Origin of the sequence: Yoonia vestfoldensis DSM 16212, assembly GCF_000382265.1 — a bacterium.
In the GTDB taxonomy this organism is placed as follows: Bacteria; Pseudomonadota; Alphaproteobacteria; order Rhodobacterales; family Rhodobacteraceae; genus Yoonia; species Yoonia vestfoldensis.
The window spans coordinates 134,836-149,225 of record NZ_KB907982.1 but is presented as its reverse complement, the minus strand read 5'-3'; the positions used below and the strand labels follow the sequence as shown (position 1 = coordinate 149,225).

At 61.8% G+C, this 14,390-nt stretch carries 12 protein-coding genes, 1 tRNA gene and 1 riboswitch; of the genes, 4 read left to right on the top strand and 9 right to left on the bottom strand.

Annotated features, from left to right (window positions below; genetic code table 11):
* Window positions 1-79: 79 nt before the first annotated feature.
* Window positions 80-165: riboswitch (glycine riboswitch) on the bottom strand.
* Between the two features lie 125 nt (window positions 166-290).
* The gene (locus H147_RS0111910; protein WP_019955601.1) at window positions 291-1,544 is read left to right on the top strand and encodes a DNA polymerase IV; all 1,254 of its coding nucleotides are present in this window, start codon (window positions 291-293) and stop codon (window positions 1,542-1,544) included.
* A gap of 18 nt (window positions 1,545-1,562) precedes the next feature.
* On the opposite strand, the gene H147_RS0111905 is transcribed toward H147_RS0111910, so the two are convergent.
* A complete protein-coding gene (locus tag H147_RS0111905; protein WP_019955600.1) occupies window positions 1,563-2,426 on the bottom strand; it encodes an N-formylglutamate amidohydrolase in 864 nt (287 codons plus the stop codon).
* Window positions 2,427-2,579: 153 nt separating this feature from the next.
* Here H147_RS0111905 and H147_RS0111900 point away from each other — a divergent pair.
* The 3 genes from H147_RS0111900 (at window position 2,580) to H147_RS0111890 (ending at window position 4,237) form a co-directional block, all read left to right on the top strand.
* Window positions 2,580-2,654, top strand: a tRNA-Val gene (locus H147_RS0111900).
* A gap of 75 nt (window positions 2,655-2,729) precedes the next feature.
* On the top strand, window positions 2,730-2,855 hold the full coding sequence (gene ykgO, locus H147_RS0111895) for a type B 50S ribosomal protein L36 (protein WP_010141322.1): 126 nt from the start codon (window positions 2,730-2,732) through the stop codon (window positions 2,853-2,855).
* 182 nt (window positions 2,856-3,037) lie between these two features.
* Complete coding sequence (locus tag H147_RS0111890) at window positions 3,038-4,237, top strand: DVUA0089 family protein (RefSeq protein ID WP_019955599.1); 1,200 nt, start codon at window positions 3,038-3,040, stop codon at window positions 4,235-4,237.
* Between the two features lie 12 nt (window positions 4,238-4,249).
* On the opposite strand, the gene H147_RS0111885 is transcribed toward H147_RS0111890, so the two are convergent.
* From H147_RS0111885 to H147_RS0111850, 8 genes are all read right to left on the bottom strand, one after another.
* Window positions 4,250-5,719 carry a peptidoglycan-binding domain-containing protein gene (locus H147_RS0111885; protein WP_019955598.1) on the bottom strand — a complete coding sequence of 490 codons (1,470 nt, stop codon included), beginning with the start codon at window positions 5,717-5,719 and terminating at the stop codon, window positions 4,250-4,252.
* 18 nt (window positions 5,720-5,737) lie between these two features.
* Window positions 5,738-6,934 (bottom strand): phenylacetate--CoA ligase family protein, encoded by a 1,197-nt coding sequence (locus H147_RS0111880; protein WP_019955597.1) that lies wholly within the window; start codon window positions 6,932-6,934, stop codon window positions 5,738-5,740.
* A 100-nt stretch (window positions 6,935-7,034) separates the two neighbouring features.
* Complete coding sequence (locus tag H147_RS0111875; RefSeq protein WP_019955596.1) at window positions 7,035-7,850, bottom strand: ABC transporter ATP-binding protein; 816 nt, start codon at window positions 7,848-7,850, stop codon at window positions 7,035-7,037.
* Window positions 7,851-7,901: 51 nt separating this feature from the next.
* The gene (locus H147_RS0111870) at window positions 7,902-9,185 is read right to left on the bottom strand and encodes an ABC transporter substrate-binding protein (protein ID WP_019955595.1); all 1,284 of its coding nucleotides are present in this window, start codon (window positions 9,183-9,185) and stop codon (window positions 7,902-7,904) included.
* A 60-nt stretch (window positions 9,186-9,245) separates the two neighbouring features.
* A complete protein-coding gene (locus H147_RS0111865; RefSeq protein WP_019955594.1) occupies window positions 9,246-10,322 on the bottom strand; it encodes a branched-chain amino acid ABC transporter permease in 1,077 nt (358 codons plus the stop codon).
* 77 nt (window positions 10,323-10,399) lie between these two features.
* Entirely contained in the window at window positions 10,400-11,398 is a 999-nt protein-coding gene (locus tag H147_RS0111860) for a branched-chain amino acid ABC transporter permease (RefSeq protein ID WP_019955593.1), read from the bottom strand.
* A 131-nt stretch (window positions 11,399-11,529) separates the two neighbouring features.
* On the bottom strand, window positions 11,530-12,348 hold the full coding sequence (locus tag H147_RS0111855; protein WP_026352460.1) for an ABC transporter ATP-binding protein: 819 nt from the start codon (window positions 12,346-12,348) through the stop codon (window positions 11,530-11,532).
* The gene (locus H147_RS0111850) at window positions 12,345-14,303 is read right to left on the bottom strand and encodes an AMP-binding protein (RefSeq protein WP_019955591.1); all 1,959 of its coding nucleotides are present in this window, start codon (window positions 14,301-14,303) and stop codon (window positions 12,345-12,347) included. Before H147_RS0111850 ends, H147_RS0111855 begins: the two co-directional genes overlap by 4 nt.
* Window positions 14,304-14,390 lie beyond the last annotated feature (87 nt).

Here is a 14,390-nt window from a genome sequence, read left to right as displayed (position 1 = left end):
TTGCTGTGCCTGAGAGATTCACCCAGTTCGCGGGGCTTGCTCCTTCGGCGGACCATCAAAGGCCACTCTTCGGCGTGTTGCACCCCAACCGGTCCTTTTGCCTGAGAGTGACCGGGGCGGTTGCTCCTTCGGCGACGGACATCCGTTCTCTCCCGGATGGCGTGTGATGCGGCACCGATAGGTGAATCACCGCCCCCACGCAAACAAAATTCCGCATCTTCCGAGCACAAATATCCCCGCCAGAGGCCAGAAGTCTCTTTTTTATGCAATCGCGGGGTCTATGATGGGCCATGCCTGCCTTGTGCCGCGATTGCCTCACCACTTTCGACAGCGAAACCCGCTGTCCCGCCTGCCGGTCACCCCGCGTGACACGGCACCCCGAACTGTTCGACCTTGGCATCGCGCATATGGATTGCGACGCCTTCTATGCTTCGGTCGAAAAGCGCGACAATCCGGGTCTCGCCGACAAACCTGTCATCATAGGCGGTGGCAGGCGCGGGGTCGTGTCCACCGCCTGCTATCTGGCGCGGATCAAAGGTGTGCGCTCCGCCATGCCGATGTTTCAGGCGCTGAAGCTCTGCCCCGACGCGGTCGTGATCAAACCGCGCTTTGATGCCTACGTGAAAGCATCCCGCGCGATCCGCGCGATGATGGACGAACTGACCCCGCTGGTCGAACCCCTGTCACTGGACGAGGCCTTCATGGACCTGCGCGGCACGGCGAAACTGCACCACGCGCCACCTGCGGTGATGCTCGCGCGGCTGATCAAGCGGATGAAGGATGAATTGGGCCTGACCGGATCGATCGGGCTGTCGCACAACAAGTTTCTGGCCAAGGTCGCGTCCGATCTGGAAAAGCCGCGCGGTTTTTCGATCATCGGCAAGGATGAAACCACCGCCTTTCTGCGCCCCAGATCGGTGCGGCTGATCTGGGGGATCGGTCCTGCGGCGCAGGCCAGCCTCGAATCCGCGGGCATCCGCACCTTCGACGATCTGCTGCGCTGGGACCGGCGCGACCTGCACGCGCGATTCGGCAGCACGGGAGAGCGGCTTTATGCGCTCGCACGCGGCGAGGACGGGCGCCGGATCAGCCCCAATGCCCCCGTCAAGACGCTGTCGAATGAAACCACCTTTCACGAAAACACGGCCGACCCGGATATTCTGGACGGGCATTTGTGGCGGATGGCCGAAAAAGTCAGCGCGCGGGCCAAGGCGACCGACAAGGCGGGACGGGTCGTGCAACTCAAGCTCAAGACGGCGGATTTCCGGCTGATCTCGAAACGGCAAAGCCTGCATCACCCCACGCAACTGGCCGATACGATCTATCGCACCGCACGCGGTCTCTTCGATCAGGTGCCGGGGAAAGGGCCTTACCGCCTGCTGGGGGTCGGTCTGTCCGAGATCACACATGCGGCGGATGCGGACCGCACCGGCGACCTGCTCGACCCTGCCGCAGGCCAACGGGCCAAGGCCGAACAGGCCACCGACCTGATCCGGCAAAAATTCGGGTCCGACGCGATCATCAAGGGGCGCGCATTGCGGTAAGGGGGATCATGATCCACCTTACTCGGCGGCGACGCGCAGATTCTGGATGCGTCCGATATCGGCCAGATCGGAGATCACGCCTGCCAGCAGGTCGCGGAATGCTGCGAAACCGGGACTTGGCGTCAAAGACTTTTCATCCATGTACAATGCGCGGTCGATCTCGACCTGAATGGCATGCTGGTTGCGCGAAGGGCGACCGTAATGCTGCGTGATGTAGGCCCCCGCAAAAGGCATGTTCCGAGCGACCTTCAGCCCCGCCGCGACAAAGGCCGCCTCGACCTGATCGACGACCGCGCCCGAGGCCGTCGCGCCGAACCGATCCCCGAGCACGACATCCGGCCGGACCGCACCGGCCGGCCCCATGTTTTCCAACGCCTCATGCGGCATTGAATGGCAGTCGATCAGGATCGCCTCGCCGAAGTCATTGATGCTTTGATCCAGCAACATCTGCAGACGGTCATGATAGGGCCGCCAATACTGCGTGACCCGCTGATGCGCCTCGACCAGCGTCAGCTTGCCGCGATAGATCTGTCGACCATTCGCGACGACGCGCGGAATGACGCCCAGCCCGCTGGCGATGCGGGGGTTATGGGCGCTGCGGCGCGCGCCTTCGATCAAGGCAGGGTCGAATTCATCCGGCCCGCGATTGAGATCCAGAAACGCGCGCGGCGCTGTCGCTGTCAGGAACGGCGCACCGTGCAAAGGCGCCGTGTCAAAGAGCAGATCGACAAAAGCATCTTCTGACGACCGGATTTCCTTTGCATCCAGCACTGCACGGCGCACAAACGACGCCGGATAATCGCGCCCGCTATGCGGCGACGCGAAAACCACGCTGGTCGTGCGCCCCTCTGGGACGGCAAGATGATACGGCGATGTCAGCAACGAAACACTCCTTCACGGGTACAAGCTAGCGCATTTATGGAAATGAGCAAAAGCCCTTGATCCCCGTTCCGACTCCTTTTATAGACCGCACGACTGACGCGGTTCATGCCGCGTCCTATTTCGTTATAGGACGCATCAGACCGCTGACGGCATGGATGATTAGCTCAGCGGTAGAGCACTTCGTTGACATCGAAGGGGTCACTGGTTCGATCCCAGTATCGTCCACCATGATTTCACGGGCCACCTTGGCCTTAATGCAACCCAAGGCGCAATCCGCGCGCCGCGACATGAAGGACACGCACCATGAAGGTCCGTAACTCCCTCCGCTCGCTCAAGCAGCGCCATCGCGATTGCCGCGTCGTGCGCCGCAAGGGCCGCGTCTATGTGATCAACAAGACGCAACGCCGGTTCAAGGCCCGTCAGGGCTGAGACCTGCAACAGCAGCAGATCGAAAAAGGTCGCACCCCTCCGGGCGCGACCTTTTTCTTTTTGGCCGCCAGTCCGCTGCAGGCGGGAATTTCCGATCCTGCGTTCAAGAAGGCTGGTCAGGGGTGCGACAATTGGACTAACGTCGCGGCAAGTCTGATCTGATTGTCGCATAGGAAAGTGTCATGGCGCGTAAATCTCTTTTGAAAACAACGGCGATGTCGATCGCCCTTCTTGGTCTGGCATCGCCGGTATTGGCGCAGTCGCTGTGCGGCGGGGCGGGCACCGGCGGGCAGTGGATCGGCGGGGACGAAGCCTCCTCGGACATTTCGACCACAGACACCTATCGCGAGCAGATGGCGCTTGTCCTCGGCGGCAATGACTATGTCGCGCTGTTCAGCCTGTCCCAAGCCACCGATGTCCGGCTTGAAGCGGCTGGGCGCGGGTCAGGTGATCCTTTGATCGATCTTCTGGCCGCTGATGGCAGCCTGATCCTGTCGGACGACGATTCAGGTGGCAATGCCGCATCGCGCGCCGAAACCTCGCTTGAGGCGGGCACCTATTGCATGGCGATGCGCAGCTATGATGGCGGACCGATGACGGCATTCGTCCGCATCGGACGTCAGGAACACGAACCCCTGACCGACGGCATCAACACGCAAGGTGATCCCGGCATCAGCGGGAGCTGCGCCGAGGCGGTGCCGATCGGCCCCCTTGGGTCGACTGTGAACGGTTCGGCCACGGACACCCCTTACTGGAGCTTCACGCTGGACGAACCGACAGCGATCAGCATCACCGCCGTCAATGAATCCGCCGACCCGGTGATCACGCTTTACGATGCCGCCGAGAATTACATCACCGAAAACGACGACTTCGACGGGCTGAATTCCCGGATCGACCGGACCGAACCGCTGGCCGCGGGCACCTATTGCATCAATGTGACGGCCTTGTCCGACGAAACCCTGCCGATCACCCTTTCTGTCAGCGCCTATGACCCGGCGGCGGCACTGATCGCGATCTATGACCGCGGAGAGGCGGCACCGCCTCTCGACGGGACTGTTCCGGTGACCGATCTGGGCCTTCTCGGCACCCGCGTCCGGCAGGATGTCAACGCCAGTTCACGTACATCGTGGTTTACCGTCGATGTCGACAGCAGCAGCCTTTTGATGATCGAAGCGATCGGCAACAGCAATTCCGATCCTGTCCTCGTCGTCTATGATGATCTGGGCCGCGAGATTGGCCAGAACGACGATTACGGCGGATCGCTCGACAGCTTGATCGCGGCACGGGTCCAGCCTGGCACCTATATCATCGGCGTGCGCAAATACGACGACGGAGTCGGCCTGATCCGTCTGCTGGTCGAACGCTACGTGCCAGCCCAGTAAAAGGTTCGGGCGTCAGCGCCCGAACGTATCCGCCAACAGGCGTGCCAGCGTCGGCTGATCCAGATAGCCGGTCGCTGGCAGGCTGCTGCGGGCCTGATAGCGACCGATCGCGCTGCGCGTGTCACGGTCAAAGCGGCCATCGACAGCGCCGGGATCATAGCCCATCTGGTCCAGCCTGCTTTCGATCAGCCGCCCCATGACGGGGTTGATGTTCAACGCATCCTCGCGCGCGCGGGCCTGATCTACGCTGTCATCTTCTTGCACCAGCGCATCCGTGGCTTGATCCGCAAACAACCCGTCGGGATAGCGGTTCAGATAGGCGCGGTATCCGGCCTGCGTGCCGCGCGCGCCGGTTTCTTCCCAATAGGCGCGGTCAAGGCGGTCCGCCTCGGCCTGTGCAAGGGCATCGGCAGCGTCAAGTTCGGCCTGACGGCGGCTGGCCTGCGCGTCGATCCGGCTGATCTGTTCGGCCGTCAGATAGGACGTCTGCGCAAAACCGTTGATCTGTTGCCAGTTGCGGATCGCGCGGCGGGTGCCTTGGCCGAAAATGCCGTCCACCCCGCGCGTGTCATAGTCGAGCAGGGTCAGGCTGCCTTGGATCGCGCGGCGTTCGGCGCGGGTCAGGGCCAGCGCTGTCTCGATCTGCTCCGCCAGCCGCACCGGGTCGTTCTCGATCTGGTCCAGACGCAAACGGGCCTCGGCGGCATAGGGGCTGTCAGGAAAGCCCAGCAGGAACACGCGGTACGCATCGGCGGTATTTGCCGCCTGTGCATCCTGCCAGAACGGCAACGACGGGTCGTTGGGCCGCGTCGGTTGGGCGACAACAGCCACATCCGCCTGCATCACAAGGCTGCGGGGCTGATAGCCCAGCACCTGCACTGCGCGGGTGTTGCGGGCGAATTCCATCACATCGGCCCCCTGCACGGCCACCGCATCCGTCAGGATGTTATCGGCCACGTTGGGCGGCCCGTAAAGAACGGTCACCCCCTGCGGCACGTCAAGACTCCCCAAACCTTGCCGCAGATAGGGGTCGATCTGGCTGGCGTCACTGACATCCAGCCCCAGCACCAGCACGGCGCGCCCCGGTGTCTGCGCCAGCACGGCCAGCACCGACTCGATCGACACGGCATTATCAAGCGCAAAGAGGCTGGGTTGCGCCGGTGCATCCGACGCCAGTAGCCATGTCCGCTGTCCATCCGTCACGAACCGCCCTGACAGTCCGACAACCAACCTGTCCGCATCAGCCGCGTCAGCAGCCAGCCGCTCAAGCAGGCGGCGCATGTCGGCCACCGCCCCGTTTTCCAGCGAACTGACCGCATAGCCCGCGTTGCGCAGCGCACTGATCCCCACGACGATATCGGTACCGCCCGCGACACGGCGGAATTCCTCGTAGCGGTCCACACCCATCAACAGGGCGGCATCATCGGCCAAAAGCGGTGCCGCACAAAGGGCAAACGCAGTGGAAAGCATCAATCGGCGCATGGGGGGTCTTCCTTGTCGTCAGGTTTCATAGGTGCGGCGGTCCTCGATCACCAGCCCGTCGCGCGGCAGGGTGCCGGGGGCGCAACAGATCACGTCGCCTTTCAGTTTCAGAATATCGACAACAGCCGTGGCGATGGTGGCAGCATCCAGCCCCGTGCCTTCGACATGGACCTGCATCGTGTCGGCATCGCCCGTCCGGTCCGCAATCACGCGGGCGCGCGCAGCGCCCACCTTGGCCACAAGGGCGGCCACCTGTTCGGGGCGCACGAACATGCCCTTGATCTTGGTCGTCTGGTCGGCGCGGCCCATCCAGCCCTTGATCCGCATGTTGGTGCGCCCGCAGGGGCTGGTGCCGGGCATCGCGGCACTCATGTCGCCGGTGGCGAAACGGATCAGCGGGTAATCGGGGTTCAGCGATGTGACGACGACCTCGCCCACATCGCCGGGGGCGACAGGATCGCCGGTGCCGGGGGTGACGATTTCGACGATCACGCCTTCATCGACGATCATGCCTTCACCCGGGGCGGTTTCATAGGCGATATGGCCCAGATCGGCGGTGGCATAGCATTGCAGGCAGGCGATCCCGCGGTCGGCGTAATACTGGCGCAGTTGCGGAAACAGCGCGCCACCAGACACGGCGGCCTTGGTGATTTTCAGGGCGACACCCATCTCGTCCGCCTTTTCGAGGATCACCTTGAGGTAATCAGGCGTGCCGGCATAGGCGGTGGTGCCGATATCGGCAGCAGCTCGGACCTGCAATTCGGTCTGGCCAGTGCCTGCGGGCAGCACAGCAGCACCGACAGCGCGCGCGCCATTCTCGAACATCGTGCCCGCAGGCGTCAGGTGATAGCCGAAACAATTCTGCACGAGATCGCCCGCGCCGATCCCACAGGCATGCAGGAACCGCCCGAACCGCCACCAATCATGCGACGACCCGCCCGGTTCATAGATCGGGCCGGGCGACTGGAACACATGGGTCATGTTGGACACATGCAGTCCGCCGAACGGCGGCTGCGCCTTTTGCCAATTACCAAGGTCGGATTTGCGCAGGACCGGAAACTTTGCCAGATCCGCCATCGACGTGACCACGACATCGGGCAGGCAGGCCCCCGGCATCGCGCGGACAAGCGCGATCTGCGCGCGCAAGGCGTCAAGCTGGGCTGCGGCACGGGCCTCTGGCGTGCGCGTTTCCAGATCGTCGAAATAGGTCGTCATCAGTGTCTCCTGTCCACATCCATGCAGCGACGTGGATAGGGGCAGGTCTGGCCCTGCACGCACTGCTATTCAATAGCGCCCTGTCAGAATGGCGCAGGCATCACGCCAACCAGCGCTTGCGCCGCCGGTAGCTGCGCACGTCGCGGAAGGATTTGCGGCCCTCGTCCGACATGCCCAGATAGAATTCCTTTACATCGGGGTTTTCGCGCAATTCGGCGGCGGGGCCTTCCATCACGACGCGCCCGCTTTCAAGGATATAGCCCTGATGCGCGAACCGCAGGGCGACGTTGGTATTCTGTTCGGCAAGCAGAAAGGACACGCCTTCGCGCTCGTTAAGGTTCTTCACGATGGTGAAAATCTCTTCCACAAGCTGCGGCGCAAGACCCATCGACGGCTCGTCCAGCAGGATCGTCTCGGGCCGCGACATCAGCGCACGCCCGATGGCGCACATCTGCTGTTCACCGCCGGATGTATAGCCCGCCTGACTTTTGCGCCGCTCTTTCAGGCGCGGGAAATAGGTATAGACCATATCAAGATCGGCCGCGACCGCCGCACCGCCGTCGCGGCGGGTATAGGCGCCGGTCAGCAGGTTTTCCTCGACCGTCAGATGTTCGAAACAATGCCGGCCTTCCATGACCTGCACGACGCCTTTCTTGACCAAGGCTTCGGGTGACAGGTGATGCACGGGTTCGCCGCGATAGATGACCGATCCTTTCGTCACCTCGCCGCGTTCGGAATGCAAAAGGTTGGATATCGCCTTGAGCGTGGTGGTCTTGCCCGCGCCATTGCCCCCCAAAAGCGCCGTGATCCCGCCCTTGGGCACGTTCAGCGACACGCCTTTGAGCACCAGAATGACGTGATTATAGATCACTTCGATGTTGTTGACCTCGAGCAGGGTCTCTTTGGTGTCGGGCATCGCTGTCTCCGTGAAAGACGGACGGCCCGAAGGCCGCCCGTGGTGATGTGTTTACAGACAGCCGGGGGTGATGCCGCTTTCAGCCGCGAAGGCTGCCGAATCCTCGGCCACCAGCGGTGCGATCACCGATGCGTCGGGTGAAATGAACCCTGTAAGCGGTTCCCAGACACCCGATGATGCGTTCCATTGCTGCACAAGGCCCTGGCCTGCGCCACCGTGGTTCTGACAGGTCACTGCGAATTCAGGCCCGATGCCTTCCATCCCCAGTTCGGTCATGCGGGCGTTGGTGATCTCCAGCGCCTCCATCCCGTCACGGACCATCGCAGGCGTGACATTGGCGACCCCGTGGATTTCCTGCGCCTTGGCGATCGCCTCGGCAGCCAGCATTGCCGCATACATGCCGCGGACATACAGCACTGATCCCAGATGCGACCCGTCGCCTGCAGCATTGCCTGCGTCATGCACAAGGCTCTGGATTTCCGCCAGCACCGGATAGTCGATCACAGGGTTCATGTTCAGCGACTTATAACCGTTTGCGGCCATGCCCGCCGGGGTCACGTCATGTTCGGCACCCGCCCACCAGTTGCCGATGAAATTCTCCATCGGGAAACCGATATTCGCGGCTTCCTGCACGGCGACCTGGTTCATGACACCCCAGCCCCACATCAGGACATAATCAGGGCGTTCGCGCCGGATCTGGAGCCATTGCGATTTCTGTTCCTGACCGGGGTGATCGACGGCCAGTTGCGTCAGGGTGAAACCATGCATCGCGGACAGTTCTTCCAGTGTGCGGATCGGTTCCTTGCCATAGGCGGAATTGTGATACACCAGCGCGATGGTCTTGCCGTCCAGCGACCCGCCGTTTTCATCCAGCAGATAGTTCACGGCGACCGACGCGGCATCCCAATAATTCGCAGGATAGTTGAACACCCAGTTGAACACCTCGCCATTGGCGGCTGATGTGCGGCCATAGCCCATCGTGTGCAGCGGGATATTGTCGGCCGTGGCGCGCGGGATCAACTGATAGGTGATCCCCGTGGACAGCGGTTGATAGATCAGCGCACCTTCGCCCTTGGTCGCCTCGTAGCATTCGACGCCGCGCTCGGTGTTATAGGCGGTCTCGCATTCGATCACGCGGACAGCCTCGCCACCGATGCCGCCGTCGCGGGCGTTCAGCAGCGCGAAGTAATCCTGATAGCCGTCCGAGAACGGCGTGCCGCCCGCGGCATATGGCCCGGTACGATAGCTCAGGTCCGGGATGACCAGATCGGCCATCGCGGTGCCTGCGGCCATGGACCCGGCCAGGGCCATTGCGGCCAGTGTCTTCATCTTCATCGGTTTCTCCTCCCAATGGTTAAGATTGCTTGTGCCGGGGTGTGCCCCGATCCGTATTTTTTAATAAGGGAACGGCCAAAGCCGCAGCTTTTCCTTCGCCAGCCGCCAAAGCTGCGCAAGGCCATGCGGTTCCTTGATCAGAAAGAACATGATCAGCCCACCCACGATCACCAGTTGCAGATGCGCGACCAGATCGGTCGGCCAGCCCAGCACATCGACACCGATCACCTTCAGCGCGACAGGCAGTAGCACCAGAAAGGCCGCCCCCGCGAAGCTGCCGAAAAGAGACCCGAGCCCGCCGATGATGATCATGAACAGCACGAGGAACGATTTCTGGATGCCGAACGCCTCGCCCACTTCGACCGCGCCAAGATACACCGCAAAGAACAGCGCACCGGAAATCCCGATAAAGAAGGACGACACGGCAAAGGCGGTCAGCTTGGCCTTGAGCGGGTTCACCCCGATGATCTCGGCCGCGATATCCATGTCGCGGATCGCCATCCACGACCGACCGATCGTCCCGCGCGTCAGATTGCGAGCGATCAATGCGCAGACTGTCAGGAACACCAGACAGATCATATATTGCGCCCAAGGCGCGGTATTCGGCCCCGTTACCGCCACACCCGCGACAAAGCGTTCGGGTGCCGTGATCTGGCCCGATGCGGAATAATTGTAGAACCAGGCGACCTTGTTGAACATCCAGACAAGAAAGAACTGCGCCGCGAGCGTCGCAACTGCCAGATAAAACCCCTTGATCCGCAGGCTCGGCAGGCCGAAGGTCGCGCCGACTGCGGCGGTGATGCCGCCTGCCAGAATGATGTGGATGACGATGCTGACATCGGGAAAGGACGTCATCAACTTGTAGCAGGCATAGGCCCCCACCGCCATGAACCCGCCCGTGCCAAGGCTGACCTGCCCGCAATAGCCTGTCAGGATGTTCAGCCCGATCGCCGCGATGGCGTAGATCAGGAACGGCACAAGGATGGCGTTTGCCCAATAGGCGTTGACGAAAAAAGGCACCACGCAAAAAGCGATGACCAGCACCGCCCAATACCGCCAGCGGTCGAAGGCTATCGGGAAGGTCTGGCTGTCCGCCTGATAGGATGTCTTGAAATCGCCCGCCTCACGATACAGCATGACACGTCCCTTTCTCATCGTCCGAGCAGAAATATCCCCGCCGGAGGCCTGAAAGTTCTTTTGAACCGACCCTCACATCACACACGTTCGATGATCCTTTCGCCAAACAGTCCCTGCGGGCGAAACACGAGGAAAACGAGGGCGAGCATGTAGGCGAACCAGTTTTCCGTGGCGCCGCCGAGATAAGGCGCGCCGATCGTGTATTCGAACAGCTTTTCACCGACCCCGATGATCATGCCGCCGACAATCGCACCGGGGATGGATGTGAACCCGCCCAGCATCAGAACGGGCAGCGCTTTCAGCGCGATCAGCGATAGCGAAAACTGCACACCGGATTTCGCGCCCCACATGATCCCCGCGACCAGCGCGACGATCCCCGCGAGCGACCAGACCAGCACCCAGATATAGCTCAGCGAAATGCCCACGCTCAGGGCGGCCTGATGGTCGTCGGCCACCGCGCGCATCGCGCGGCCCTGCTTGGTATATTGCGCAAAAGCGACCAGCCCTGCGACCAGCACCAACGCCACAAGGGTTGCGACCATATCCAGCTTGTCGATGAAGAAGCCGTAGAAGTCGTCGCCGCCCAGCCCGCTCGTCATCTCCTCGACCCAGAGCGACCCACCCTGCGGCAGACCCAGCGCCAGCGTGCGGATGCTGGACCCCCACATCAGATCGCCCACACCTTCAAGGAAATAGGCCAGACCGATGGTCGCCATGAACAGGATGATCGGCTCCTGCCCGACCAGATGGCGGAACACGAAATGCTGCACCGCCCAGGCAAAGGCGATCATCACCAGCACGGTCATGAAAATCGCAAGGATCGCGGGCACCTGCCAGCCGAAATGATGGATATTCGTGCCGAAAACCGCGTTGATCAGATGCGCAAAAGGCACCTGCCCCTCCATGATCCCGACCAGCGTCAGCGCCGCAAACAGCGCCATCACGCCTTGGGCAAAGTTGAAGATACCCGAGGCCTTGAAGATCAGCACAAAGCCCAGCGCCACCAGCGCGTAAAGCACACCCGCCATCAGCCCGTTGATGACGACTTCGATGCCGTAAAGAAAATCAGCCGACATGGCATGCCTCCCCGCCCCGGGCCTGACCCGGGGACTCTTGCGATTGGTGGTCGAGGTCCCGGATCAGGTCCAGGACGGCAAAGGGGCGCTGCGATCCCGGATCATGTCCGGGATGATTTTGCTGTGCAAAATCATTCATGCGCCACCCCCAGATAGGCGTCGATCACCTCTTGATTGTTGCGCACCTCGTCGGGGGTGCCGTCGCCGATCTTGCGGCCGTAATCCATCACGACCACGCGGTCGGACAAATCCATCACCACGCCCATGTCATGTTCGATAAGTGCAATCGTCGTGCCGAATTCGTCGTTCACATCCAGAATAAAGCGGCTCATGTCCTCTTTCTCCTCGACGTTCATGCCGGCCATGGGTTCGTCCAGCAGCAAGAGCTTGGGTTCGGCGGCCAACGCACGCGCAAGCTCCACCCGCTTTTTCAACCCGTAAGGCAGGCGGCCCACGGGGGTCTTGCGGATCGCCTGAATCTCCAGAAAGTCGATTATCTTTTCCACGACCTCGCGGTTTGCGACCTCTTCGGCCTCTGCCTTGCCTTTCCAGATCGCCTGCGCAAGCAGTCCGGTTTTCATATGCGTCAGCCGTCCGGTCATGATGTTGTCGAGCACGCTCATCCCTTCGAACAGCGCGATGTTCTGGAACGTGCGGGCAATGCCAAGGCGGGCCACCTGATAGGGTTTCATCGGTGGCCGCTTTTCGCCGCGAAACCAGACCTCGCCGTCCTGCGGGTGGTAGAACCCAGAGATCACGTTCAGCATCGAGGATTTGCCCGCGCCATTCGGCCCGATGATCGCGCGGATCTCGCCTTCGCGGATGTCGAAAGAGATGTTCTTGATCGCCTCAACCCCGCCGAACCGCAGGGTGATGCCGCGCATGTCCATCAAGACGCCACCGATCTGGCGGCCGTCCGCGGTCACATAGGGTGCAACACCGTCCATCATTCCGCCGCCACCTTGTGTTGTTCCTCCGCGACCTCTGCATCGCAGATCACCAGTGTCGCCTTGATCTTGCCCTTGCGACCATCTTCGTAGGTGACTTCGGTTTCGGTGTAGATCTCGGGCACGCCGCCATAGAGCGCCGCGATCAGGTCATGGAATTTCTCTTTCACGATACGGCGGCGGACCTTGCGGGTGCGTGTCATTTCGCCGTCGTCCGCATCCAGTTCCTTGTGCAGCACGAGGAAACGATGCACCTGACAGCCCGCCAACATCGGGTCGGCGGCGACGGAACGATTCACCTCGGACACATGCCCGAGGATCATATCCAGCACGCGCGGATGCTGCGACAATTCCTGATAGCTGGAATAGGCGATGTTGTTGCGTTCCGCCCAGTTGCCCACAGCCGTCAGATCGATGTTGATGAATGCCGTGCAAAATGCACGGTTCGCGCCGAACATGACGGCCTCCAGGATGTTGGGATAGAATTTCAGCTTGTTCTCGACGTATTTGGGCGCGAAGAGCCGCCCGTCCGCCATCTTGCCCACGTCCTTGGCACGGTCGATGATCCGCAGGTGGCCTGTCCCTTCCTCGATGAAACCGGCGTCACCCGTCGCGACCCAGCCTTCCGCATCCTTGGTCGAGGCAGTGCTTTCCGGGTTCTTGTAGTATTCGACGAAGACGCCGGGAGAGCGATAGTAGACCTCGCCGTTTTCGGCGATCTTCAACTCCACGCCGGGGCTAGGCACGCCCACCGTATCGGACCGCACTTCGCCGTCCGGCTGCTGGGTGATGAACACTGTCGCTTCGGTCTGGCCGTAGAGTTGTTTCAGGTTGATCCCCAGCGCACGGTAGAAATCGAAAATCTCGGGTCCGATCGCCTCGCCCGCCGTATAGCCCACGCGCACGCGGCTGAGGCCGAGGGTATTCTTCAGCGGCCCGATCACCAGAAGCTTTGCAAGCAGGTAATTCAGCCGGTCCCCCGTGCTGACATCTTTCCCATCCAGCAAAAGCGGCCCGACCCTGCGCCCCACGGCCATATAGCGGTGGAACAGCCATTTCTTGAACCGCCCCGCATCTTCCATGCGGATCATCACATTGGTCAGCTGCTGTTCGAACACGCGCGGCGGTGCGAAGAAGTAGGTCGGCCCGATCTCGCGCAGGTCAAGCTGCATCGTTTCCGCGCTTTCGGGGCAGTTCACGCAGAACGCCGTCCACATCGCCTGCCCGACCGAAAAGATGAAATCCCCGACCCAAGCCATCGGCAGATAGGCCAGCACCTCGTCATCGGGGCGCAGATGGTCGAATTCGGCGGAGTTTTTCGAGGTCTCGATGACATTGCGGTTGGACAGCACCACGCCCTTTGGCCGTCCCGTGGTGCCGGAGGTGTATAGCATCACGCAGGTGTCGTCATAGGTCCGCGCAGCACTGCGCGCATTGACCTGATCCAGCAGACCCGACGCGCGCCCCGCCTTTTGCACATCGGCATAGCTGGTCATTGCGGCATGGTCGTATTTGCGCAAACCCCGCCCGTCGAGGTAGATCACATGCTCAAGCTGGGTCAGCCCGTCGCGGACATCGGCGATCTTGTCCACCTGCTCCTGATCGCCCACGACCGCAAAACGCGCGCCGCAATGGTCGAGCGCATAGGCGATCTCCTCGGCCGCGGCTTCGGCATAAAGCGGGACGGGGATGCAGCCGATCCGCTGTGCCGCGACCATCGCCCAATAGAGCGCGGGGCGGTTGCGACCGGACACCGCGATATGGTCGCCCGCATCCGCGCCCAATGTCAGCAAGCCCATCGCCAGCGCGTCGATCTGTTCGGCTGCCTGCGCCCAGGTCCAGCTTTGCCAGATGCCGAATTCCTTTTCCCGATACGCGGGCTTTGTCCCATGGCGCGCCACGTTGCGGGCCAGAAGGTCAGGAATAGTCACAGGGCCGCCGTCAGCGGGTGCATGCATCTTGATGATCCTCCCTTCGGATGGTTTTCCCACCCAAGGCCGCGAGTCGCCTCCTCGCAACGCGCTGCCTTGGCGGTGATCTTGCGG